Here is a 23243-nt window from a genome sequence, read left to right as displayed (position 1 = left end):
AAGATAATTCATTTTTAGTATATAGAGCGCTTACTCTTCGTGCAATGCAGTGGCCGGATGTATAGCTGCTGCCTGCCTGCTGGGGTAGAGGGCGCAGCTAATTACCAGGAGATAGATAAAGGCTATGGCTGCGAGTATGGCCGTCACATAGACCTCCGGGGAAAGGTCAAACACACCCAGCAGCGGGAACTGCCCGGCAAAGAAACAGCCCAGTATAAGGCCGAATGTAGTGATAACGAGCACTTCTCCCAGGAATTGTTTATAGATCTGCCCTGCCGTAGCACCCATGGCACGCCGTAAGCCAATTTCAGAGTACCTCTTGTTGATATTATACCACAGCACCCCAAACAGGCCTAGGGCCACATTTAAGATTAAAAAACCGCAGATTAACCCAAACGCGATCATCGGAACCAGGGTAAGTTTCTCTTTGCTTTGGCGCATCTTCTCAAGTGTTGCTACTTCTATGGTCCAGTCTTTCGCAATACCCGACAGTTGCTTCACCATCTTCTCCTCGAAGCCCACTCCCGTACCCGGTTTCACCCGAATCAGGAGGCTATTCCATAGCTGGTCTTTATTTTCCCGAAGATTGATGCGGGAAATAAAGGCGCCTTCTTCTGCCTCGAACTCACTGTACGCCCGGTAGTAATCCATTACCCCCACCACAATATAGTGTGAAGAGTCGCCGTGGGGGATTAACTTACCAATAGGATCCTCTTCCCCAAACAATTTCTGTTTCAGCATACTGTTAATTACGATGGGGTCATGTGTTGAGGCGTCATCCTGCGGGCCAAACCATCTTCCTTTTTGCATCTGCAGCTTCAATACACCCTTGAAATCATCCTGAGCATCGAATACAGCAGTCTGAACATCTTTGGCATTACCGTAAGAAAGGCCCATCCGCATCTGGCTGAAGGCAAAGGGGACGTTACTGTTAGAGAGGGAGGCATGTTCTACCTCCTGAAAGCTCTGAACCCGCTGGAGCAGTTGCTCCTGAATCAGCGCGTTTTGGGCCGTGGAATCTGAATTCGGGCGGAGCGAGAGCAGCCATACATCCTCGTAATCATAGCCTAAGGGCTTGCTATAGTTGCTGTAGTTATAGATAATAAAGCTTAGTACTCCGAACAGCACCAGGAAAGAAAAGAAAATTTCGGTAATCAGCAGGAAGTTGTTTTTCTTCCGGTTCCAGATCAGTTTAAACAGATGGCGTATCATTTGGATCCTCCTTTCAAAGCTTCAACAGGTTGTAGACGTGACATTCTAAAGGCTGGGTACACTCCGGAAATTAATCCGAACACCAGGCAAAGCAATATTCCCCAGCCAAACACCCGCAGGTTGAGGCTCAGGTCAGCGTAGGCAAGGATACCACTATCATTAATCATCTCCAGCACTATTGCCGACAGACCAAAACCCAACAGCCCGCCAAACAGTGTTAAGAAGATGTTCTCAACTATAAACTGACCAATGATGGTGGAAGAGGAGGCGCCGAAGGCTTTCCGTACACCAATCTCAGAGGAACGCTCCATTATGCGGCTAATATTGATGTTTATAAGGTTGATGGTGGGCAGCAGCATGAACAGCAGTGTGATGCCTGCCAGAATAGTGTATAGTAGCCCCACTTTGTCATCCTTCCCGTTGCCAAGCAGCGTGCGCGCGAAGCTTTCCAGGATAGTGTCAGAGTAGGAGTGAAGGGATTTTACCTCTTTTGGGTTCTGAATCGGCACTTGCTGCATCATGCGGGCGTACTCCTCTTTTATAGCGGGTATATCGGAGGCCTTGCGCGCTTTGATAGTGGCAAAATATTCGCCGTGCATCCCGTTGTTCTTAAAATCCTTGCTGCGGAGCGTAATGGGCACCCAAATGTCGGCGTAAGAGTGAAGGCGCAACACGGGCACATCTTCCACCACGCCTACCACACGGTATTTTACCTGGTCTACCTCTATTTCTTTGCCTATGGCTTCGCCTGTGCCGAAATACTGTTCACGGGTGTTTTGGTTGATGACGGCCACACGGCTGGCATAATCCACCTCCTGCTTTCCGAAAGGCTTGCCTTCCACAAAGTTGAAGTCGAGGATCTCCCAGAACTCGGCATCTGTAAACTTGATGTCGAGGGTGAGCTTCCTGTTGTCCACGTAGCTGTTCACGGTCACGTATACCGAATTGATGGACACTTGCTCGGGTGTTTCCAGCGGGCGCACGTAGCGGTTGAGGAAGTAGTAGCTAGGCGGTCCGCCTTGCATACCATTTTCTAACTGCGAGCGCATCATGTTCACAAAAAGCAATTTATCTGATTCCCGCTCCGGCATCTGCGGGCCGAAGGCATGGTCGAAGAGCGATGTCGCCACCATCAGCACCATCAGGGTAAAGCTGATGCCGAAGAGGCTGATGAAGGTAAAAAATTTGCGCCGCAAGAGTACCTTCCAGGCTATTTTAAGATAGTTCTTCAACATGGCTTTATACTTTCTGATAGTCGTATAATTTAGCATCGGATACCTGCTGGCCGTCGAAGAAGCGCACGAGCCGCTCCGTTTTCAAAGCCATCTGCTCATCGTGTGTCACCATCACAATGGTTGTTCCTTCCTGGCGGTTCAGGTCCAGGAGTATCTGCATAATTTCCTCTCCCATCACAGAGTCAAGATTACCCGTAGGCTCATCCGCTAGGATGATCTCCGGCATGCCAATGAGGGCACGAGCAATGGCCACGCGCTGCCGCTGCCCACCCGACAGCTGGTTTGGATAATGTTCGGTGCGGGAACTGAGTCCTACTTTCTCCAGTGCTACCTGCGCCCGCTTCCGGCGATCAGAGGCTGACACATGGCTGCGGTAGAGGAGGGGCAACTCCACATTGTCCAGCACACTCAGATCCTGTATCAGGTGGTAACTCTGGAATACGAAACCTATTTTCTCGTTGCGGAGGTGCGCCAGTTCTTTATCTTTATAGGAGGTAATGGCCATTCCCCCAATCTCTACAGTGCCGCTACTGGGTACATCCAGCAGGCCCATGATGTTGAGCAGCGTACTCTTGCCGCAGCCAGATGGCCCCATAATAGAGAGGAACTCTCCCTGTGGTACCGTCAGGTTCACGTTTTGCAGGGCTACTGTTTCAATAGACTTCGTTTGGTATACCTTTTCGATATTTCTTAGCGTTATCATCGTCTTATTTCTTTTGTCTAATATATATTTTAATCACTTATTTGCTGCTTAGCTAGGGTATGGTTAGAACCGGCATTTTTCTAATTCACTTTCTTCAGCTTTAGCCCTCCCTGCATGTTCACAAACAAGTACTGCACCTTCCCATCCTCTTCCAAGAACTCAACCTCTGTTTCAGGGCCTTTTACAAGAAATTTATTTCCAGACACCGGGGTGAATTCTGTTTTCTCTGCATCGCCTTGTGCCAACGCATATAGCTTGCCTCCTTCAAGTGATATGGTAATGCTGAACTGCTCGTTCATCTTGTACACCCCAACGTACCTGGCTAGAGCTTCCTCAGCTTCAGCCAGCGCAGTGCTGTAAGTTGGTTTAGCCTGGTTAACATCAGGTTTGGGATTTGCAAACAGGGTAACAGGAGAAAGCAGGATTATAAAAATTAACTTTTTCATAGTTGTAGGTTATTAAGTGGATAGTCTGTTTAGTTAGTATGTTAAATTTCCTCGTCCTTACTCAGCAGTACTTCCTGCTTTTCAAAGTCGTAGAGCGTCAGCTGGCGGAGGTTATAATAGGCTTCCCAAAACTCGCTGAGAGAGGCAATATAAGCCCGTCGGGCCTGGTCTTTCTCGGTCAGAGCGATGCCCAGGTCTGTGATGCTGATGCGGCCAATCAGGTAAATGCTTTTGGCAATGTCGTAGCGCTCCTGGGCAATGGCATCTGCTTCGGCGGTTACTTTAATGCGGTTTTTGAGCATGTTGTACTGGTTCACCTGTGTGATAACAGACTGCTCGAAACTCGCCTCCTCCTGGGCCACTGTGTGCTGCACCAGTTTCTGGTCCAGGGTTGCTACTTTATAGTTGGCACGCTGCCGCCCCCAGTCCATTATCGGCATGTTGAACCGTATCAGTACCCGCTGCTGGTTTTCGGGTCGCTGATAGATGTCCAGCCAGTTGCTTCCGATGTTTGTAAGGCCGATGGTGGCATAAACACTCGCGTTTAAGCCATTGTCAGCTTTCGCTTTGGCCACGACGCTCTCCGCCTCCAGCAAGCGGCGCTGAAAGTTCAGGTTTTCCTTCCTGTTCTTGTATGCTTCTGACAGCGCGAAAGTAGTCTGTACATCAGCTGTTGGGATTTTTTCCGGCACCACTAGCTGCAGTTGCAGGCTGTCGCGAATACCGACGTATGTCTTAAGGGCGAGCAGCGCTGTCTGCGCGTCCAGCGTTGCCTGTGCCCGTGCCAGCCCTGCATTCAGCACAGCCAGGCGCAGTTGCAACAGGTCGTTTTTCGAAATGCGGCCCAGCTTGAACCGCTCCTGCGCCACCTGGTACAGTGTGTCGTTGTTGGCCAGGTTCTTCGTTGCTATGTCCTGGTTTACCTGTGCCAGCAGCAGGTCGAAGTATAGGTTGGTTGCCGTTACAGCTATCTTCTCCCGGTCCTCCACATACTGTTTCTGAGATTCTTCGAAACGCAACGGCTCAATTCGCCTGTCCCAGCGCAACTTATTGTAAGCGAAAAGGGGCTGCTCAATGCCAAGCATGGCCGGGTTGCCATTATAACTGGTTTGTGTCCTGTCAAAATCATCGAAGCGCTGCAACAACGAGGTCACAAATATGCTACCACCCGTCGGGCTGACAACCTGCTTCAGCGTCAGGCCCACTTCTGAATAGTTATTAGTGACCGGCCGAAATTCTAAATTACCGTCTGGTTGTGTTACCGGGTTAAAGGTGCGCTTGAAGTCAGGAAGGAAGCCTCCGATGCTTAGCTGCGGCTTGTAGCCTGATTTAAAGCTGCGCCATTGCCAGTAGCTGGTTTCCTGCGTTGTCTCTACCTGCTTTGCCACCGCCGACTGCTCCTGCGCCAGAGCAATCACCTCCTGCAGGCGCAGCTGGCGCGTAGCAGTCTGAGAGAAAGTCAGGGCAGGAAGCAGGAGGCCCACAGACAGCAAACAAAGGATAAAATGGGTTTTCATAGTTTTTGAATTTAGGTGTCAGGGAGCACGAATCTATAGCTGTATCACGTAGTTCGTGTCTCGTAGCAAGAAAAGGGTTAAAATCTGCAGGGATTTATTAAGATTGATGACATATTTCTCATAGCTCAGAAAGGCGCGGGGGATATAGTAAGTCTTGGTAGTTGATTTGTGCTACCTGATTTGCGTACCTATTTCAGCTGTATTTTCTTCAGGTGTTCATAGTCCTGTAGCGAGGAGATTACAATTTCATCTCCAGGCTGTACATCGCCTTCCACCTCTACATAATCTGCGTTGCTGGCACCGGTACTGGCAGGTATTTGAATCAGCTCATCTCCGCGCACCACAAAGAGGCGGCTGTTGTTGCTGGCGCTGTTAAAGTAGGGGCCGTTCTTTATGCGAAGGGTGTTCGGCTTGGTGGCTGTGGTCACGTACACTTCCACGCGCAGGTTAGGGCGCAGGAGCTTATGTGCGTTTTCATCCAAAGCCACGAAAAAAGTGACGGTTCCGTTGGTAACCGTAGGCTCAATGGCGGCAATGGTTCCTTTCAGGTCAACTTCGTTCACGCGTACGGTTGCCTCTCCACCAGCCTGTAGCTGTTCTGCATAAGCATCCGATACAGCGGCTTTTATTTTGAAGCTGCTCAGGTCAGCCAGCCTCACGATTACATCACCGGCATTTACACTGCTGCCTACCTCGTTTTTCACCCAAGTTACTACTCCGCGATGCGTGGCCCGTACCTCCGCCTGTTCCATTTTGCGCTGCAGTTCTTCAATGTTTCGACCCTGCATGGCCATTGTAAAGCCAAGTTCCTGCTCGTCTGCTTTCAGTAGCTCCCGCTCACTGGCAATGTCCCGCTCCAGTTGGGCCAGTTCCTGCTGTGCTATTTTCAGGTTCAGTTCAGCCTGCTTTACCTGCTCCTGGGTGCCGCCGCCAATTTTCAGAAGGTACTGCTCGTCTTCGAGGCGCGCCTGCAGGCTCTTCACGCTCATGCGCTTGATAGCTAACTGCGACTCCAGGGAGTTTAGCTTTTTCTGTAGTTGTAGCCGGAGCTGCACCCGCTTGTGCTGGTTCATTTCCTGCTCATCTTTTAGCTTGTCGTACGCCAGTTGCGTGAAAGACCTGTCCAGCAGCAGTACCTGGTCGCCGGGTTTAACCTCTTCACCAGATGTGCGCACCACCTGCTCAATGCGCGCCTGTATGGGACTTGTAATGGCCTGCTCCAACTCCGGTACCACCACCCCAGTTGCAGTTAAAGTCGCGACCACCGGTCCGCGCTCCACCGTTGCCGTCCTGATTTCGCTGCGATTTAAGCTTGGGGAAATAAGGGTGTTAAAACCATAAATAGCTGCTGCCACAATAGCGACAGCAACACCTATTTGCCAGAGGCGCTTGCGCTTATGAGCTTGTTTTGTAGTGGCTGATAGTTCACGGTCCATCTCGTTTTTCTAATCTGATTCAGAACTATATAGCCAATTCCTGTGCCATTACGTTAATGATTTGACTATCAGTATATTATGTCTGAAAATTGACATTTATTGCCTTGCTTGAGTGTTCAGTATTGAACACTTTGTTCGGTTTTGGGAGGGGGGGATTTTTGATTATGCAGGAGGTAGATGGGGATAATCGAGGAACTTTAGCTCCACTATTTGCGACAGCTTTATGTTTAGTGTCTCTGCGTTTATAGTTGGCAAAAGCATCAAAGCTTCAAAAACTGAGAGAACAGTTAGAGATATAGATTTGTATAGGCAACAGCAACCAGTTAGCTGCCTGTACAGAATGGAAATAAACAAGATCCTGTGGTGAAAGTTATAAATAAAAAGACACCACATGAATACTTCTTCCCTCAGTTACCTTTTGGCCCGTTTGCCCATTGCCCTGAGTATGTTTGGTCATGGATTAGTACGGCTACCAAAGTTGAATGAATTCAGCAACTCCATGGTCGGCCAGTTTGAAAGCACCTGGCTGCCAACGGCGCTGGTTTCGCCCTTCAGTTATGTTTTACCTTTTCTCGAATTCACTGTCGGGGTACTGTTGATATTAGGGTTATTTACGAGAACAGCTTTAGTGGTTGGGGCACTCCTTATGCTGGCGTTAATTTTTGGCTCCAGCTTATTGGAGAATTGGAGTAGCATTGCAACACAGATGTTTTACGGTGTGTACTTTGCCGGTCTTCTCTTCTTTGAGGATTCTTACAACCACTATTCCCTGGACCACAAGTTTAGCAGAGGCGACTGAATGAAGGCTAAAAACAGAATCGCCGGCTCCCTCAGAAGAGAGCCGGCGATTCTGTTTTTAGCTTAGCAGGGTAATTAGCTGGCAAGGTCCTTATAGCGCTTCAGTGCTTCAATGTAATAGTAGTCGCCGTAGGTAAGCGGCACGTCTACCTCGGTGCCTGCAGGCATATGGCCTACTCCATGCTTGAGTATAAAGCCTCCATTTGTGCCGGGAGCTGCCTTGTAAGTGTCTGTTGACAGGTTTTTCAATATAGTCTCTGCTGTGGTGAAGTATTCCTGCCCCTTTACTTTGTCTACATACTGGCTTAACTCCAGAAGGGCAGAGGCGGTGATGGCGGCGGCAGATGCATCCCGCAGCGCATCCGGAATACGGGGAGCATTGAAGTCCCAATATGGGATTTTATCTTCCGGCAGGTTCTCATGGTTCAGCATAAAGTCAGCAATGCGCTGCGCCTGCTGCAGGTATTTCTCACCTTTGGTTTCGCGGTAGGTGTCGATAAAGCCGTACAGGCCCCAAGCCTGCCCTCTTGCCCAGGCCGATTCATCAGCTGCTCCCTGTGCTGTTTTCTTTTCCTGCACTTCGCCGGTGGTGGGGTTATAGTTGATGACGTGGTAGGTGCTGTTGTCCGGGCGGAAGTGGTTTTCCATGGTAGTGTTGGCATGCGTTACGGCAATGTCGTAGTACGTGGAGTCACCGGTTTCTTTTGTTGCCCAGAACAGCAGGTCGAGGTTCATCATGTTGTCGATGATGACGATGAAATCTTCCGGCTTTGAATCCCAGGAGCGGATAGCACCTACTTGCGGGTTGAAGCGGGACGCCAGCGACCGGGCGCTGTTCAGCAGCACCTGCTTGTACTCCGGAGAGGGCTTAATTCGGTTAGCATTACCATAGCTGTCGAACATCATAAAGCCCAGGTCGTGCGTGGAGGTGTTATACTGTTCTTTCTCCAGTAGCTTAAGCACGCGCATGGCCTCGTCGTAGAGTGCCTGGTCCCCGGTTTCTTCATAGAGGTACAGCAATGTGCCGGGGTAAAATCCGCTGGTCCACCATTCTGAGTCGCTTGTTTCCAGGTAATCTCTTTCCTCATGAAAAGTCTTCGGCAACTTATCTTCCGGAAGCCGGGCCATCAGCACCTTGTACTGGGCTGCCGCATCCTCGAAGGCAGAGTCGGCCAGCGCTACAACCGCCTGTGTAGGGTTCAGGTCATTTCCCTGCATTTTTTCACTGCTGCTGCAGGCAGTGCCCAGGCATACGCCCGCAAACAGGAGTGCTTTGGCGTATAAATTCATTTTTTGCATAGTATCAGAAGTGTCTTTCAAATTGATTTCTGTTTATCATCCGGCTTAGCAAGCTTGAGATTCAAAATCCACAACCAGAAACAGAAAATTTGTCTTTAAATTCAATATAGGCATTTATTGGATTAAGAGGCTTTGCCTCATGAAATTATTTCCATAGGTTTTATTCCAATGAGCCTGCCAGTAGGGCTTCCGGGTGAAGAAGGGCAAGCTTTTCCGCTCATCTTTTCTTAATTTGCCGTAAACCGATACACTAAAACTATGAAATATAAAGAAAGATTGGAAGCCATTCGCTCCCAGATGAAAGGCGAAGGAGTAAGTGCCTATATTATACCTTCCGCTGACCCGCACATCAGCGAATACTTACCAGACAGGTATAAATGCATCGAGTTTGCCTCCGGATTTACCGGCTCGGCAGGCACCTTAGTGATAACAGAAGATTTTGCCGGCCTCTGGACCGATGCCCGTTATTTTGTGCAGGCAAAGGAACAGCTCGCGGATACTGGTTTTGAACTGGTGCCGCTACAGGCACAAGGTGCGCCGGAGTATATTCAGTGGCTGGATGAGCGCCTGCCGGCTGGCGCCACTGTGGCGTATGATGCCAAACTTATCTCCGTAGCGTTGGCCCAGTTGCTGGAGGCGCAACTGGTACCACTTGGCATACACCTGAACAGCGACCGTGATTACCTGGAGCCTATCTGGCAGGACAGGCCGATGCTGCCAGATGCACCGGCTTTCCTGGTAGGGGAGGAAACAGTAGGGGAGTCACTGCAAAGTAAGCTGGAGCGGCTGCGTGCGGCCCTGAAAAAGCAAAGAGCAGACTATCACCTGATTTCTTCACTGGATGACATGGCCTGGCTTTTTAACATGCGCGGTGCTGATGTGAAATGCAACCCGGTGGTGCTGAGCTTCGCGCTAATCAGCCAGGACAAAGCTATGCTGTTTATAGATGCCACCAAATTGAGCCAGGAAGACCAGGAGAAGTTGCAGGCAGCAGGAGTAGAACTGGAGCCTTATGATTTGATTGAGAAAGCCATTGCGTTTCTGCCCTCCGGTGCCAGTATTCTCATCGACCCGAAGCGGAATTGTTTTGCGCTTTACAAGAAGTTGCCTGCTACAGTTAGAGTGTTGCAGGACACCAATCCTACTACCTTCTTCAAAGCGCAGAAAAATGAGGTGGAAGCAGAAAACACCCGTAAAACCATGATAAAGGACGGAGTGGCGCTGACTCGCTTCTTCAAATGGCTGGAGGAGAATGTGGGAAAAACAAAAGTAACAGAGCTTTCTGTGGCTGCTAAAGTACGTGAATTCCGTGCAGAGCAGGAGGGCTTTGTGGGCGAGAGCTTCGATACCATTCCCGGTTACAAAGCCCATGGTGCCCTGCCGCATTACAGGGTAACGCCTGAAAGCGACGCCGAGCTTCAGCCAGATGGCCTGTTCCTGCTGGATTCCGGTGGACAGTACAACACCGGCACCACCGACATCACCCGGGTAGTATCACTGGGTAACCTGACAGAAGAGGAAAGCATGGACTATACACTCGTGCTAAAAGGAATGATTGACGGGGCTACTGCCCGCTTTCCGAAAGGCACGCCCGGTTACCAGATAGACGCCATCACACGCAAGCCACTCTGGGACTATGCCCGCAACTACGGCCACGGCACCGGCCACGGCGTTGGCTTTTTCCTGAATGTGCACGAAGGGCCGCATGTGCTGAACGCTTCTGCAACGCCTGTACCACTTGCTCCTGGAATGATATCTTCAGTAGAGCCCGGTATTTACCGCACGGGCAAGCACGGCATCCGCATTGAGAACCTGGTGCTTTCAGTGCAGGATGAGACAAATGACTTTGGCGAGTTCTATACCTTCGAGCACCTGACATTAGCCTTTATCGATACCACACCGGTTAAAAAGGAACTGCTGGAGGCACACCAGGTAAAATGGCTGAACAACTACAATCAGCGGGTAGTAGCGCAACTCGGGCCGCATTTATCAGAGGAGGAACTAAGCTGGCTGAAGGAGAAAGCGAAAGCAATTTAAGCTGGCATCCCGACAAACAACCGTAGGTTGGAGTCATTGGAAAGCCATAGCTGCAGACAAAGCAGCTATGGCTTTTTTTGTTTGGTAGGGCCGGCTGTTTCTTTCGCCTTCAGGATAACAAGTGCTAATAACCTCAGCAATACAAACCAAAGAACATAATAGGATAAGAGAATGAGAGGTTAAAAAATAATGTCAGTATATTGTAATATACTATTAATTTTTATGTCTATATTAATTTATACATTTCAAGCATTTATTAAGCGTCTTAAGGTTAGAGCTATAAACAATACTACCATGAAGATAAAGCTTCCTTCAGGAACCGGGGCGACACCTTTGTTCGTGTTGCGATACATGAAGAAGTATCGAGCACCTGTTAGCATGCTACTGGTGTTCTCTTTGATGCACCTCACGCTAAGTTGCCATTACTATAAAGTTGATTCTGTAAGAGAAGATAGCGCGCAGTTTGCCAAGATTAACGAGGCCATCAATAATAAGAAGTACTTCATAGTTTCTAATTCAAGCCAGCGGCTGTATGCAACGAACCTGGTACTGAGCAATGATTCGCTGAAGATGACACTGGAGGATATTCCTCCTACTGTTAACCTGGCTTATGAAACTGTTAATCAGGAAAACCAAAGGTACAAAGCTTACAAGGCAGAGAGTAATATCCTGAATGAAGTACGACTCATATTGAACGACGGAGTCGCTATCAAGAAAGGAGCGTACAGCGTTCCTTTAACTGCCATAAACAGGGTTGATGTGTTAGATCGGAACAGTGGCAGAACTACAGCTTCTTATATTTTAGGAACGGTAGGAGTAGTTGCCGGAGCAATGGTTATACTAGGCGTTATTGTGGCCCTCACTAAAAGCTCCTGTCCCTTTGTTTATACGCACGATGGCGAGGGGTATACCCTGGCAGGCGAAACGTTTGGAGGAGCTATTTTTGCGCCGGTGGAGCGGGACGATTACCTGGCGCTTCCGGGATTCACACCTGTGGATGGAAGTTACCGGCTCAAGATCCAAAACGAGCTAAAGGAGCGGCAGTACATTAACCTGGCACAACTGGTAATGGTGCAGCACTCCACTAACAGCACCGCCCTGATGGACCGGACCGGAAACATCTATACCGTATCAGCGCCACAGGCACCCCTCTCTGCTGTAACAGAAGAGAAGATAGATTACACCAAACAAATGCAGGCACGGGACAGCCACCTGTTCCTGTTTAACGAGGGCGATAAAGAGAAACTGAAGAGCGGGCTGTTCCTGACGTTCAGCAAAAGTAAAGCAGATAAGGAAGGAAAGCTCGTTTTAAACCTGAAGAACTCGTTGTGGCTGGACTACATCTACGGAGAATTCACAAAGCTTTTTGGCAGCTACTATAACAGCTGGGCAGAAAAGCAGAAGTCTGAACCAAAGGTGAAGTTGAACCAGTGGTTTTTTGATCAGGAACTTCCCCTGAAGGTGTATGTCAAAAAGAAAAACGCATGGGAGTTTGTGGACTATGTAGATCTGATAGGTCCACTGGCTGCAGCCCGTGATGTGGTGGTGCCGCTGAAACAGCTCTCTGCCATAGAAGGAGACAAAGTGGAAATTAAGATTGAAAGTGGGTTTATGTTCTGGGAACTGGATTATGTGGGGCTGGACTTAACCCCTAATGAGGCGGTACTGGTTCAGAACGCATCAGGCAGTGCTGCTTTCACAGACAAAGGCGAAGATGTTTCGGGGCTACTTGCCGGCACAGACGAAAAGTACCTGCAGCAGTTACAGGTAGGAGACCAGGTGGAGCTAAGCTTTAAAGCACCGGAACCCGGAGACAAAAAAGTGTCGTTTTTCCTGCACACAAGAGGCTACTACGAGCATATCAGGGATTATGAGGGAATGCCGGATTTGTTGGAACTGATATCCTTCAGAAAGCCCGGTAAATTTACCTCTTTCTCGAAGGAGAAATACCTGGAACTGGCAGGAGGTATGGCTAGTCCAAAGAAACCAAAAAAAGAGGTCGCTTATGCTCACTAAGAAAAAGCCTGTTATCACCGAAGAAGCAGTTGTTTCTGTGCAACCAGTGCGGGGGTATATGCCGCCCTCTATTATCAGCAACAAACTGCATGTTCGTTTAGTTGGGCTAGGTATACTCCTAAACGTTTGGGTGCTGGCACTGGGTCATATCCTGAATCCATTGAAGGCAGCAAAAGCTGTAAGAGACTTGAGGGCGCTTAGTGTTGCCTACCTTGGCAGGAACCCGGAAAAGCTGGTGAAGGTAGACGGGCGTTATCATTATGTGATGGGAGGGCCTTCTTGGCCTTCCCTTTCATTCAACAGGTACATCCTTAGTGAGCTGAACCGGTTTCAAGAGTTCAGGGCACCAAAGCCTTCGTTGCGAAGCGTCTATTTTGCTATTACAAAAAAGTGCCCCTTAAACTGCGAGCATTGCTTCGAGTGGGATAACCTGAATAAGAAAGAAGCCCTCGCGCTGGCAGACCTGAAGCAAATCTTATGGAAGTTTCAGGAGCAGGGGGTTATGCAGGTACACCTTAGCGGAGGAGAGCCTCTTGTACGGTTTCAGGACATGCTGGAGCTGCTCCATTCCGCTCAGAAAGGAACTGACTTCTGGGTGATTACATCGGGCTATCATTTAACACTAGAAAAAGCGCAGCAGCTTAAAGATGCGGGGTTGGTAGGTATAGCTATTAGCCTCGACCACCATGAGCCGGATAAGCATGATGCATTCAGAGGCTTAGAGGGGTCTTATGATTGGGTTATCAAGGCTGCCCGTAGTGCACGGCATGCTGGGTTGGTTTTGACTTTAAATTTATGCGCGACGAAAGACTATGCTTCAGATGAAAACCTGTTTGCTTACGCTAAACTGGCGCACGAACTGGGCGCTTCGTTTATCCAGATTCTGGAACCTCGTGCCGTTGGTCACTATGCCGGAAAGGCTGTAGCACTTGAACCGTCTCACATCAAGCGGATAGAAGATTTTGCAGACATGCTGAATTATGATGCCGCTTTCAAGAACTGGCCAATCGTTACGTATCACGGAACGCATCAGCGCAATGTCGGCTGCTTTGGCGCTGGCAACAGATTTTTATATGTGGATACGGACGGAGACATGCATGCATGCCCTTTCTGCCAGAAAAAATCAGGCAACGCGCTTCACGACGACCTGCCGCAGTGTATTCAGGAGATGCGTTTAAAAGGATGTCATGCGTTTGATAGTGCCGGCTTCTAATTCGTTATAGTTGCTTAAGCTTAGATTTGTCTAAGCTGTCGTAGTAGCGGCTTATCCAGCGCTTCATTGATGGCCTTTTGCATCGTTTACTACGTGCGCTCCACTCCCGCGGGGCGCTTTTTCCTTTCAAGGCTGTTGGGGGTAAGGCCTCACTGTTCGCTCTGCTCGGGCTGCCCCACTGCGTGTGGCACCGGAACATCTAAAAATAGAGGGCCCCTACTCCCGGTGCTGCTCAGATAAACTGGTATCACTTTTCATTCGAGCTAATGTGCAATAATGTCCGCTGTACAACAGCACAGGCTTTTATGACGGTAGGCTGACCTGTATTTAACAGATAAATAAGTATAGCTGAAGCGTTTAATGTGAAGAGATGTTACAAACAAATGAATTCGTAAAGAGGGTCTTGAATGCTTTAGATAGTGGAAATTTAAATACAGACTTATGCCATGTAGGAAATTAATCGGTACTTTAAGGCGTGAGAGATTATTTGCTGTTTATTGACACCGAAACAACCGGTATACCCAAAAACTGGAGCGCGCCTTATTCAGATAATAACAGCTGGCCCCTTTCTGTGCAGGTGGCCTGGGCCATTTATACCAAAGACGGAAAAGAGGTAAAAGCAGAGAACTTCTATGTGCGGGACGATGATTTTGAAATCTCTCCGGAATCTGTTAAAATCCACGGTTTAACGAGTGCTTTCTTACAGGAGCATGGCGTGCAGCGCGAAGAGGTGCTTTCGCAACTTGCTGCAGACCTGAACCGATACCAGCCACTCGTCATCGCTCATTTCATGCAACTGGATTACCACATGGTCGGGGTCTGTTTCCAGAGAGCCGGCATGTACAACCCCCTGCCTGAGCTGCCGCTATTTTGTACCATGCAGGCTTCTTCCAATTTTCTACTCTACCCGCACCAGCATTTTTTACGCCTGAGTGAGATGTATGAGCGACTATTCAACGAGCCACTCGAGCATCATCACAATGCCATAGTAGATGCTCAGGCCACTGCAAAATGCTTTTTTGAGTTGGTGCGGCGAGGAGATATAAACGATAATGTCATTGAGAAACAACAGGCTAAGTCTATCGTAGCACCTGCTTCTGACAAGCAGATAGGATGTGGTGTGAGCCTGTTATTTATGTTTGTGATTTCCCTTTTGCTTAGTTACTGGACATGAACAATCAGTTAGAATTTCTAAAAACAGTGCAGCCGTTTAATGTGCTTTCAGAGGATGTGCTGCAAGGCGTGGCAGAACTGCTGCAGGAAGTAATTTATACCAAAGATACGCCTATCTATCACCAGGAGGTAACCAAAATGCGAGGGGTAGACATCATTGCAGAAGGGGAGTATGAGGCTTTCTTTTACGACAGCGAGCACAACAAAAGGGTGATAGAGTACCACCACAAAGGCTATTGCTACGGAGGTGTTTCCGTGCTGCTCAACCGGAAAAAGTCGCTGCGCTCAGTCATCGCTAAAAAAGGCACAGTTGTTTACTTCCTTCACCGCCGGGACTTCAGGGCGCTTTGCCAGACGAATGAGGAATTCTTCCAGTTCTTTACCGGGGAGTTTGGCAAGCGGATGATAAACGATGAGTACGCCCACTTCGTGAAGAAGCCAACTACTTTCGAGCAAAATTACATTGCTTCAGACCAGCTGTACTCCAGGAGAATTGAAAGCATTGAGTACCGGAGTTTGGTATCATGCGCCCAGGACGCGCCCATCTATGAAGTGGCCAGGTGGATGGCCGCACAAAAGGTGAGCTGCCTTTTCGTAAAGGATGCTCAGAACAGAATAGTAGGCTATGTAACTGATATAACACTGCGCGATAATGTGGTGGCGCAGCAGGTGAATGTAAGTGAGCCTGTCAGCAGTATCATGGACAATCCCATTGTGTCTATTTCAACGGAGGCTTTTGTATATGAGGCTATCCTGCTGATGTTCCGCACACAGACCCGCTACTTGCTGGTAGAGGAAAACGGGGTTTACCTTGGCTTTATCAGCCGGAACAAATTGCTGAGTGAGCAGGCGCAGTCGCCCTTTATGTTCATTCAGTCGGTAAGGTTGGCGCGTTCTGTGGAGGAGTTGCGGCGGAGGTGGGAGAAGGTGCCGGAAATTGTGTACCAACTGCTGAGCCGTGGCGTGAAACCGGAGATTGTGAACCAGGTGATAACGACCGTATCAGATACCATTGCACTGAAGGTGATTGAGAGTGTAATTGATGAGATGGGAACACCGCCTGCCAAATTCGCTTTTATTGTGCTGGGCAGCGAGGGACGCAAGGAACAAACACTAAAGACTGACCAGGACAATGCCATTATTTACGAAGACAAAGCCAACGAACAGCGCGAACTGGTGCGGGAATATTTTCTGGCTTTCGCAGAACAGGTTTCGGAGCGGCTGGATAAGATTGGCTTCAGCTTTTGTACCGGTGGTTACATGGCCAAAAACACAAAATGGACGCACTCCCTCTCTCACTGGAAGCGCAACTATGTGAGTTGGATGCAAGAGCCGGACCCGGATAAAGTGATGAAATTCTCCGCTTTCTTCGATTGCCGTTACATCTATGGCGAGGCAGCCATTGTAGATGAGCTGAAGGCATTTTTAGATGAAGAACTGCAAAAACCTTTAGGACGCTTCCTGTTTCACATGGCCAACAACGCCATGCAGTACGAGCCGCCGCTGACGTACTTTAAGAACATTAAAACCTTTACTGTGGGCAGCCAGGAGGTATTTAATATTAAAAAAGCCATGACGCCTATCGTGGATCTGGTGCGGGTGTATGCGCTTCAGAACAGGATATTTAAAACCAATACGGGAGAGCGCCTGGAGGCACTGCTGGAAAAAGGTGTGTTCAAGGAGACGGAGTACCAGGAGTTGATGCAGTCGTACTATTACCTCATGAGTATGCGGTTAAAGAAGCAGGCGGTACAGATCATCAACGACAAAACCCCACCAGAAAACTTCATAGACATCAGAAGCCTGACAAAAATAGAACAGGTAACACTAAAAGAGATTTTCAAGACAATAGCCAACTTTCAGACGAACATCAAAGTTAAATTTACAAATGCCTTGTTCGGGTAAGGCCTACTTATGAAGACGGATGTGTAATAATTGATAAGAGCATGGCAGATGAAGCTGCGAAGCCATTTGACTTAGAGAAGCACTATGATCGATTATGGGAGCGCTCATTAAGTCAGTTTCAAGCAGGAGCTTTTGAATTAGATCCGCTCATAGAATCTGATAACGACACTAGGTTTGGAATTACGCTGCTGTTTCGACCAGGGCAGGAGGTCCGGGATAGGATACAGCAGTTTCTTTTGGAGTTGCAGCAACTGGAGCCTGAGCAGTATTATTACCCTAAGTCAGACATGCACGTGACGGTCATTTCTGTTATTTCTTGCCATGCCGGTTTCTCAATAAATAATATTAGGGTGGAGGACTATGTTCAATTGATTCAGCACACCCTCCAGAATTTTGGAAATTTTCAGTTAAGCTTTCGTGGTGTCACCGCCTCGCCCTCCGGCTTACTTATACAAGGCTTTCCTGTAGCTGATAAACTCAATGCGCTGCGGAACCAGCTAAGAGAAAGCTTCAGGAACACTACGCTACAGCAAACGATAGACGCACGGTATGTGCTTCAGACTGCTCATATTACGGCTGTTCGTTTTAAGGCTCCTCTTCAAAACGCGTCTGCCTTTCTTCATAAAGTGCAGCAGTATCGGAACAAAAATTTTGAAATGACAGAAGTGAATGAGCTTGAACTGGTCTATAATGATTGGTATCAGCGGCAGGGCCTGGTGCAGGTATTAAGCAGATTCAGTTTAAAATAAATGATCATTTAAATTACTCTCATTCTATACAACTGTTTCAGTAGAAAGCAGGCTATACGAACTCCCCTTCACAATTACTCACCGACTCTTTACAACCGTAGTAAGACATTTCTCGTCAGGCTGGCTTACCTTTGGAAGCCACTTGGGTACAGCATTGCTGTAAAGAAATGTATGAGTAGTTTAATCCTCTTATTTGGTTGCCTCGCAATAGGTATCCTGTTGCAAAGGGTGCGCGATTTTCCGATCAATTCACCGCTGGTACTCAATCAGTTTATTATTTACATATCACTGCCGGCGCTGGCGCTGTACTATATTCCGGACATAAAGCTGGACAGCACGTTGCTGCTGCCAGTAGGAGTGGCCTGGATTTGCTTTACCGCCTCTGCGCTCTTCTTCTGGACCATGGGGAAAATATTTGGCTGGTCGCGAAAGTTAGTTGGTTGCCTCATTCTTACAGCGGGTTTGGGCAATACTTCTTTTATCGGGTTTCCGGTAATTGAAGCGCTATACGGTGCAGAAGGTTTAAAAACAGCGATACTTATTGACCAGCCGGGTACGTTCGTGGTGCTCTCAACGCTAGGCATTGCATTGGCCGCGGTTTTCTCCAAAGGCCAGCCTGACGTAAAAGCCATCTCAAAGAAGATACTCTTGTTCCCTCCGTTTATTATGTTTTTCCTGGCCTTGCTGCTCAACGTGCTGCAGTATAGCTTCCCGAATGAAGTGAAAGATGTGTTTCAGCGGTTGGGCAGTACTGTAACACCGCTGGCGCTGGTTTCGGTGGGCATGCAGGTGCGCATCGAGCGGCGCAGCAAGCACTGGCGTTTCCTGGCGCTGGGCCTGTTTTTTCAGTTGGTTCTGGCGCCGCTCCTGATTTACCTGCTGTATGTGCAGGTGCTGGGTGTAAGGGGTGAACTGGCACAAATTACCATTATGGAGGCCGCCATGGCTCCAATGATTACAGCAAGCATTGTAGCGGCCTCTTATGGCCTGAAACCGCGCTTAGCCAATATGATGATCGGCTTCGGTATTCCGCTTTCCTTCCTGACGCTAACCATCTGGTACTGGCTTGTGCGGGGAATATGAAATTCGTTATTTGTTGTTTGTAAGATGGATGATCAGGAGTTTTTTGTCATGCCTAGCAACACGGAGGGTAGATCAGCAATTATAGAAATCAGTTTCGCTCTCCGATCAACGAACAACGAAATCACTCCTCCGGATAAGTATCCAGCTTGATTTTCTCGATAAGGAGATAGTTCTTAAACTGGTGTATGAGCTTGCCCATTTCTTTCTCCTTTTGCTCCAGTGCCTCCACCTCCTCGTCGGATGTTTGCAGTACCGGGCGTAGGCGGAAAAGGCTGTCCTGTAGTTGCGGAATAGCGCCCTCTATGTGCTGCTGCATCTCCTCGGTATGCTCTGTTTGCAGGCGCTGTTCCAGTTCCTGTATATAACGCTCCAGGAACTCCACCATGTGCCAGGGGTTGTTCGGACGGTTCCAGGTGAAGGTCGTGTTACAGCGGCGGCAGCGGTATGTATTACTTTTCCAGCCGTACTCGTTTGTAGCCACCCCGGTTTTCTTCAGCATGTCTGCTTTATGGCATTTGGGGCACTGCGCTTTGTCCTCAATAATTTGCTCAAGGCGCTCGCGCTTCTCCAGTATTGCAGCGCGGTTTTCAGCATGTTTGTAAAGCTGCGTCTCCAGATTCTGGCAAGCTTTTGTCAGCTGCTCATGCTCTTCCGTCAGCTCACCTGTAGCCACCAGTTGTTCGCCGCGTTTGCTAAAGAAGCGAATCAGCTTTATCAGTTCTCTCTCGTTTGGCTTCAGTTCTGCAATGTTCATGTCACAAAAATAGGAGGTATAGTTTGAGTTAGAAAGCTAGAGAGTTTTGGAGTTAGGAAGTTGATTCTAATTAAGGAATTAGGATAAAGAATACCAAGTAAGGACGAGCACTGGGAAGGTACTTTATGCTGTACGCCTTCGCTCTATCACTTTTTCAACTTCCAGTCTCTCTCACTCTTTTATAGATGCGTATGGCGAGCATGAGAATGGCAGAGAAAAGTATCAGCCCCAGGATGCCCCACAGCATACTCAGAGAACTTTTCAGTACTACCAGAAAAACAATGCTGATGAGGAATACTGTGGCCACTTCGTTCCAGATGCGGAGTTGGGTGGGACTATACTTCAGAATTCCTTGTTGCTGCTGTTTGAAAATACGGTGACAGAGGAAATGATAGACATAGAGCCCTAAAACAAAACATAGCTTCCAGACGAGCCAACCTGGAATGGCACCATACAGGTATAGCATCGCCAGACCAAAAATAAGGGTGAGCACAGCAGAGGGCCACGTGATGCCGTACCAGAGTCTTTTCTGCATCAGGGCAAACTGCCGTTGTAGGATGGATTTCTCCGGCTCCGGCTTCTCAGCAGCTTCTGCATAGTAAATAAACAGTCGCACAATGTAGAACAATCCGGCAAACCAGGTTACAACAAAAATAATGTGCAGCGCCTTAACGTAGAAAAAGCTCATGGCTTTGATGCTTGTTTCTGCAAAGGTAAGGGATATAAGGCAGAAATCAGGGCAGCTGTTTTTTCTAAGATGCTGTTGTCATTTGGCACGAACTTCTTGGAAATTCAGCACCGGGTCAAACCACCCCTGCCCCTCCTTGTCCAAGGAGGGGAGCTTTCCCTACTGCTTTCAGAGCTATGTCATTGTAGTTAGCTTATGTTTAAACCTGCTTAAAATAAGTCTCTATGAAAGCAAAAAGGTAGAACTTGAACAGCAGACTCCCCTCCTTGGATAAGGAGGGGTAGGAGTGGTTGGATACTCTATAGCGGCAAAACCCTTACACCGATCTGCTAAAAACGGGCGTGGTTGGCTTGGCCTCCCACAGCCTTGCGTCAAGGCACATGGCGATGTTGCGCAGGAAAGGGCGACCGGCCGGAAGCACTTCTATGAAGCCATTGCCATACTCTACCAGTCCATCCTCAGCTAAAGGCTGCAGGCGCACAAGAGCATCTATAAAAGATGATTCCTCTGTCTTACTCCAGGAGGTGCGCAGGCGGCACATCAAGTTAAGGATGTGCTGCCGGATGCGGATATCATCCGGCGTCAGTTCGTGCCCTTTAAAGACGGGGAACTGGCCTGTTCCGATAGCTGCCTCGTAAGCTTCCACCTCTTTTATGTTCTGCGTGAAGGCGGTGCCAGTATCAGAGATGCTGGAGGCACCCAACCCAATCAGCAACTCTGTGTGGCGGGGCGTGTAACCCATAAAATTGCGGTGCAGCGTTCCCTGTTGTGCAGCAATGTATAGTTCATCTTCCGGCAGCGCAAAATGGTCCAGGCCTATCTCCATGTAACCAGCCTCTTCCAACAAGGTGCTGCCCAATTCATATAAACCGCGCTTTTCAGCTGGCTCCGGCAGGTCGGCATCAGAGTAACGGCGCTGCGCTTTGCTCTTCCAGGGCACATGGGCATAACTGTAAAACGCGATGCGCTCCGGGCGCAGCTCTTTTACTTTCTTAATGGTATGGCGCACACTGTCTGCTGTCTGGTGGGGCAGGCCATAGATGATGTCGCCGTTGATGGAAGTGTAGCCAATGGCGCGGGCGGTATCGAATGTCTCTTTTGTCTGCTCAAAACTCTGGATGCGGTTGATGACAAACTGCACGCGCGGGTCAAAGTCCTGGATGCCTACGCTCAGTCTTCTGAAACCAAGGTCATACAGCACCTGCAGCTGCGCCGCGTTTGTTGCATTAGGGTGCACCTCTAAGCTAAACTCAGCTTCCGGTGTTACTTCTGCTTTGCTGAGCAGGGTTTCCAGCAGCTTCTTTAGGTTTTCAGCGCTGAAGAAAGTGGGTGTGCCGCCGCCCAGGTGCAGCTCTGTTATGCGTGGCTTCTCCCCAAACGTGGCCAGGTACAGATCCCACTCCTGTAACAGCGCCTGCATGTATGGTTCTTCTACGCCGTGGTTTTTTGTGATGCGCTTGTTGCAGCCACAGTAGGTGCACAGTTGTTCGCAGAAGGGGAGGTGCAGGTATAAGCTGATGCCCTCAGTGGTGTTAGATTTCCGGAAAGCCTGTTTTACATGCTGCAGCCAGCGTTCCTGTGTCAGCGGGGCTTCGTCCCAGTAAGGCACGGTAGGGTAGCTGGTATAGCGTGGCGACGGCACATCATACTTGGCCAGTAGGGAAGCCGGCGTGGTGGTGGCTGGTACATTGCTCATATTTTCTCCTCTCATCCTTGAATTTCTGTGTGCAAATATCGGTTGAAGGGGGAAGGCAGGAAATGACATTTGTCACCTAAAAGCATGCGCTGGCGTGACTTTTAGCATAAACCTGTGTAACTTCACAAGATTTGCTACAAAAACTGTGTTTTTGACATATGAGATTAACCACACCAACACTACTGCTGGATAAGAAGAAGTGCCTGAACAACATCAGAAGGATGGTGCAAAAGGCAAAGGAGAATGGCATCCGGTTGCGCCCGCATTTCAAGACGCATCAGTCGGCGCAGGTGGGTGCGTGGTTCCGTGAATATAACGTGGATGCCATTACGGTTTCCTCAATTAAAATGGCCCGCTATTTTGCTAACCAGGGCTGGAATGATATTCTGGTGGCTTTTCCGGCTAATGTCTTAGAGATGGACAGCATGAATGAACTGGCCTCACGCATTAAGCTGCATTTATTGGCAGTGAATGAAGAGACGGTAGAGGCGCTCGCTATAGGCCTGAAGCACCCTGTAAACCTTTGGGTAAAGATTGATACAGGCTACCGCCGCACGGGTGTGCTGGCGAATAACCATACTGATTTAGATAACATCCTCAAGAAAATTAAGGAGAGCGATATGTTAACGTTTGGGGGTTTTGTGGTGCATGACGGCCATACCTACAAACAGACAGATACTTACGCCATCCAAACGATACACAATACATCAGTATACCTCCTGCAGTTACTGCGGGAACGATACATCGGGCAGTTCCCTGACCTGCAGCTTTCTATCGGTGATACGCCTTCGTGCAGTATTCTGAATAACCTGAGCGGGGTGGACGAGATTCGGCCCGGAAACTTTGTTTTCTACGACCTGATGCAGCAGCGCATTGGCTCCTGCAGCTTCGATGACATTGCCGTGTGCGTGGCCTGCCCGGTGGTGGCTAAACACCAGAAGCGCGGGGAGATAATTATTTATGGCGGCAGTGTTCACTTTTCAAAAGATGCGCTTCAGCAGGAAGATAGCTCTGTTATATTTGGCAGGGTAGTGGAGTTTACAAATGATGGCTGGACAGCACCGGTAAACGGCATCGAGCTGGTATCGCTGTCGCAGGAGCATGGCATTATCAAGGCCTCGCCTGAACAGTTTGACAGATACCACATTGGTGATATGATTGGGATACTGCCGGTGCACTCTTGCCTGACAGCAGACTTGATGAAGGGTTATATGACAACTGACGGTGAGGTGCTGGAGCACCTGTCGGGGGTGTCGCAGCGGGAACTGAAACTGTTGTAAGCG

The 23243-nt window shown here is 48.9% G+C and carries 19 protein-coding genes; 9 read left to right on the top strand and 10 right to left on the bottom strand.

Annotation, left to right across the window (positions count from 1 at the left end):
- Positions 1–30: 30 nt before the first annotated feature.
- The 6 genes from ACFS7Z_RS14455 to ACFS7Z_RS14430 form a co-directional block, all read right to left on the bottom strand.
- A complete protein-coding gene (locus tag ACFS7Z_RS14455; RefSeq protein ID WP_377485782.1) occupies positions 31–1212 on the bottom strand; it encodes an ABC transporter permease in 1182 nt (393 codons plus the stop codon).
- Positions 1209–2447 carry an ABC transporter permease gene (locus ACFS7Z_RS14450; protein WP_377485780.1) on the bottom strand — a complete coding sequence of 413 codons (1239 nt, stop codon included), beginning with the start codon at positions 2445–2447 and terminating at the stop codon, positions 1209–1211. The genes ACFS7Z_RS14455 and ACFS7Z_RS14450 overlap by 4 nt, the downstream gene beginning before the upstream one ends.
- 4 nt (positions 2448–2451) lie before the next feature.
- Complete coding sequence (locus ACFS7Z_RS14445; RefSeq protein WP_377485778.1) at positions 2452–3150, bottom strand: ABC transporter ATP-binding protein; 699 nt, start codon at positions 3148–3150, stop codon at positions 2452–2454.
- Between the two features lie 80 nt (positions 3151–3230).
- Positions 3231–3596 (bottom strand): DUF3471 domain-containing protein, encoded by a 366-nt coding sequence (locus ACFS7Z_RS14440; protein ID WP_377485776.1) that lies wholly within the window; start codon positions 3594–3596, stop codon positions 3231–3233.
- Between the two features lie 41 nt (positions 3597–3637).
- On the bottom strand, positions 3638–5113 hold the full coding sequence (locus tag ACFS7Z_RS14435) for a TolC family protein (protein WP_377485774.1): 1476 nt from the start codon (positions 5111–5113) through the stop codon (positions 3638–3640).
- A gap of 188 nt (positions 5114–5301) precedes the next feature.
- The gene (locus ACFS7Z_RS14430; RefSeq protein ID WP_377485772.1) at positions 5302–6549 is read right to left on the bottom strand and encodes an efflux RND transporter periplasmic adaptor subunit; all 1248 of its coding nucleotides are present in this window, start codon (positions 6547–6549) and stop codon (positions 5302–5304) included.
- A gap of 391 nt (positions 6550–6940) precedes the next feature.
- Here ACFS7Z_RS14430 and ACFS7Z_RS14425 point away from each other — a divergent pair, with 391 nt between their 5' ends.
- Positions 6941–7348 (top strand): DoxX family protein, encoded by a 408-nt coding sequence (locus ACFS7Z_RS14425; protein ID WP_377485770.1) that lies wholly within the window; start codon positions 6941–6943, stop codon positions 7346–7348.
- A gap of 74 nt (positions 7349–7422) precedes the next feature.
- On the opposite strand, the gene ACFS7Z_RS14420 is transcribed toward ACFS7Z_RS14425, so the two are convergent.
- On the bottom strand, positions 7423–8646 hold the full coding sequence (locus ACFS7Z_RS14420) for a glycoside hydrolase family 88 protein (RefSeq protein ID WP_377485768.1): 1224 nt from the start codon (positions 8644–8646) through the stop codon (positions 7423–7425).
- 258 nt (positions 8647–8904) lie between these two features.
- Between ACFS7Z_RS14420 and ACFS7Z_RS14415 the strand changes: the two genes are divergently transcribed.
- The 7 genes from ACFS7Z_RS14415 to ACFS7Z_RS14385 all read left to right on the top strand — a co-directional run bounded on the left by ACFS7Z_RS14415 (position 8905) and on the right by ACFS7Z_RS14385 (position 18822).
- Positions 8905–10683: an aminopeptidase P family protein gene (locus ACFS7Z_RS14415; protein ID WP_377485766.1), complete on the top strand. Its 1779-nt coding sequence runs from the start codon at positions 8905–8907 to the stop codon at positions 10681–10683.
- Positions 10684–10977: 294 nt separating this feature from the next.
- Positions 10978–12699 carry a hypothetical protein gene (locus ACFS7Z_RS14410; protein ID WP_377485764.1) on the top strand — a complete coding sequence of 574 codons (1722 nt, stop codon included), beginning with the start codon at positions 10978–10980 and terminating at the stop codon, positions 12697–12699.
- Entirely contained in the window at positions 12689–13912 is a 1224-nt protein-coding gene (locus ACFS7Z_RS14405) for a radical SAM/SPASM domain-containing protein (RefSeq protein WP_377485762.1), read from the top strand. The genes ACFS7Z_RS14410 and ACFS7Z_RS14405 overlap by 11 nt, the downstream gene beginning before the upstream one ends.
- Before the next feature lie 475 nt (positions 13913–14387).
- Complete coding sequence (locus ACFS7Z_RS14400) at positions 14388–15086, top strand: 3'-5' exonuclease (RefSeq protein ID WP_377485760.1); 699 nt, start codon at positions 14388–14390, stop codon at positions 15084–15086.
- Positions 15083–16990 carry a DUF294 nucleotidyltransferase-like domain-containing protein gene (locus ACFS7Z_RS14395; RefSeq protein WP_377485758.1) on the top strand — a complete coding sequence of 636 codons (1908 nt, stop codon included), beginning with the start codon at positions 15083–15085 and terminating at the stop codon, positions 16988–16990. Before ACFS7Z_RS14400 ends, ACFS7Z_RS14395 begins: the two co-directional genes overlap by 4 nt.
- Before the next feature lie 41 nt (positions 16991–17031).
- Positions 17032–17739: a 2'-5' RNA ligase family protein gene (locus ACFS7Z_RS14390; RefSeq protein ID WP_377485756.1), complete on the top strand. Its 708-nt coding sequence runs from the start codon at positions 17032–17034 to the stop codon at positions 17737–17739.
- 171 nt (positions 17740–17910) lie between these two features.
- Positions 17911–18822 (top strand): AEC family transporter, encoded by a 912-nt coding sequence (locus tag ACFS7Z_RS14385; RefSeq protein WP_377485754.1) that lies wholly within the window; start codon positions 17911–17913, stop codon positions 18820–18822.
- Positions 18823–18943: 121 nt separating this feature from the next.
- Here the strand turns inward: ACFS7Z_RS14385 and ACFS7Z_RS14380 are convergent, their stop codons facing one another.
- The 3 genes from ACFS7Z_RS14380 to hemN form a co-directional block, all read right to left on the bottom strand.
- Positions 18944–19576, bottom strand: coding sequence for a hypothetical protein (locus tag ACFS7Z_RS14380; RefSeq protein WP_377485752.1), 633 nt, complete (start codon positions 19574–19576; stop codon positions 18944–18946).
- A 154-nt stretch (positions 19577–19730) separates the two neighbouring features.
- Positions 19731–20264, bottom strand: coding sequence for a CopD family protein (locus ACFS7Z_RS14375; protein WP_377485750.1), 534 nt, complete (start codon positions 20262–20264; stop codon positions 19731–19733).
- A gap of 316 nt (positions 20265–20580) precedes the next feature.
- Entirely contained in the window at positions 20581–21960 is a 1380-nt protein-coding gene (hemN, locus tag ACFS7Z_RS14370) for an oxygen-independent coproporphyrinogen III oxidase (RefSeq protein WP_377485748.1), read from the bottom strand.
- 158 nt (positions 21961–22118) lie between these two features.
- Here hemN and ACFS7Z_RS14365 point away from each other — a divergent pair, with 158 nt between their 5' ends.
- Positions 22119–23240 (top strand): alanine racemase, encoded by a 1122-nt coding sequence (locus tag ACFS7Z_RS14365; protein ID WP_377485746.1) that lies wholly within the window; start codon positions 22119–22121, stop codon positions 23238–23240.
- The last annotated feature ends 3 nt before the right edge of the window (positions 23241–23243 follow it).

Source organism: Pontibacter toksunensis, from assembly GCF_042686245.1.
Classification (GTDB): Bacteria; Bacteroidota; Bacteroidia; order Cytophagales; family Hymenobacteraceae; genus Pontibacter; species Pontibacter toksunensis.
This window is presented reverse-complemented; position numbering and strand designations above follow the sequence as displayed.

Excerpts from the sequence above, each read along its gene's own strand:
- ACFS7Z_RS14455 (WP_377485782.1), bottom strand. The coding sequence starts at position 1,212 with ATGATACGCCATCTGTTTAAACTGATCTGGAACCGGAAGAAAAACAAC.
- ACFS7Z_RS14450 (WP_377485780.1), bottom strand. The coding sequence starts at position 2,447 with ATGTTGAAGAACTATCTTAAAATAGCCTGGAAGGTACTCTTGCGGCGC.
- ACFS7Z_RS14445 (WP_377485778.1), bottom strand. The coding sequence starts at position 3,150 with ATGATAACGCTAAGAAATATCGAAAAGGTATACCAAACGAAGTCTATT.
- ACFS7Z_RS14440 (WP_377485776.1), bottom strand. The coding sequence starts at position 3,596 with ATGAAAAAGTTAATTTTTATAATCCTGCTTTCTCCTGTTACCCTGTTT.
- ACFS7Z_RS14435 (WP_377485774.1), bottom strand. The coding sequence starts at position 5,113 with ATGAAAACCCATTTTATCCTTTGTTTGCTGTCTGTGGGCCTCCTGCTT.
- ACFS7Z_RS14430 (WP_377485772.1), bottom strand. The coding sequence starts at position 6,549 with ATGGACCGTGAACTATCAGCCACTACAAAACAAGCTCATAAGCGCAAG.
- ACFS7Z_RS14425 (WP_377485770.1), top strand. The coding sequence starts at position 6,941 with ATGAATACTTCTTCCCTCAGTTACCTTTTGGCCCGTTTGCCCATTGCC.
- ACFS7Z_RS14420 (WP_377485768.1), bottom strand. The coding sequence starts at position 8,646 with ATGCAAAAAATGAATTTATACGCCAAAGCACTCCTGTTTGCGGGCGTA.
- ACFS7Z_RS14415 (WP_377485766.1), top strand. The coding sequence starts at position 8,905 with ATGAAATATAAAGAAAGATTGGAAGCCATTCGCTCCCAGATGAAAGGC.
- ACFS7Z_RS14410 (WP_377485764.1), top strand. The coding sequence starts at position 10,978 with ATGAAGATAAAGCTTCCTTCAGGAACCGGGGCGACACCTTTGTTCGTG.
- ACFS7Z_RS14405 (WP_377485762.1), top strand. The coding sequence starts at position 12,689 with ATGCTCACTAAGAAAAAGCCTGTTATCACCGAAGAAGCAGTTGTTTCT.
- ACFS7Z_RS14395 (WP_377485758.1), top strand. The coding sequence starts at position 15,083 with ATGAACAATCAGTTAGAATTTCTAAAAACAGTGCAGCCGTTTAATGTG.
- ACFS7Z_RS14390 (WP_377485756.1), top strand. The coding sequence starts at position 17,032 with ATGGCAGATGAAGCTGCGAAGCCATTTGACTTAGAGAAGCACTATGAT.
- ACFS7Z_RS14385 (WP_377485754.1), top strand. The coding sequence starts at position 17,911 with ATGAGTAGTTTAATCCTCTTATTTGGTTGCCTCGCAATAGGTATCCTG.
- ACFS7Z_RS14380 (WP_377485752.1), bottom strand. The coding sequence starts at position 19,576 with ATGAACATTGCAGAACTGAAGCCAAACGAGAGAGAACTGATAAAGCTG.
- ACFS7Z_RS14375 (WP_377485750.1), bottom strand. The coding sequence starts at position 20,264 with ATGAGCTTTTTCTACGTTAAGGCGCTGCACATTATTTTTGTTGTAACC.
- hemN (WP_377485748.1), bottom strand. The coding sequence starts at position 21,960 with ATGAGCAATGTACCAGCCACCACCACGCCGGCTTCCCTACTGGCCAAG.
- ACFS7Z_RS14365 (WP_377485746.1), top strand. The coding sequence starts at position 22,119 with ATGAGATTAACCACACCAACACTACTGCTGGATAAGAAGAAGTGCCTG.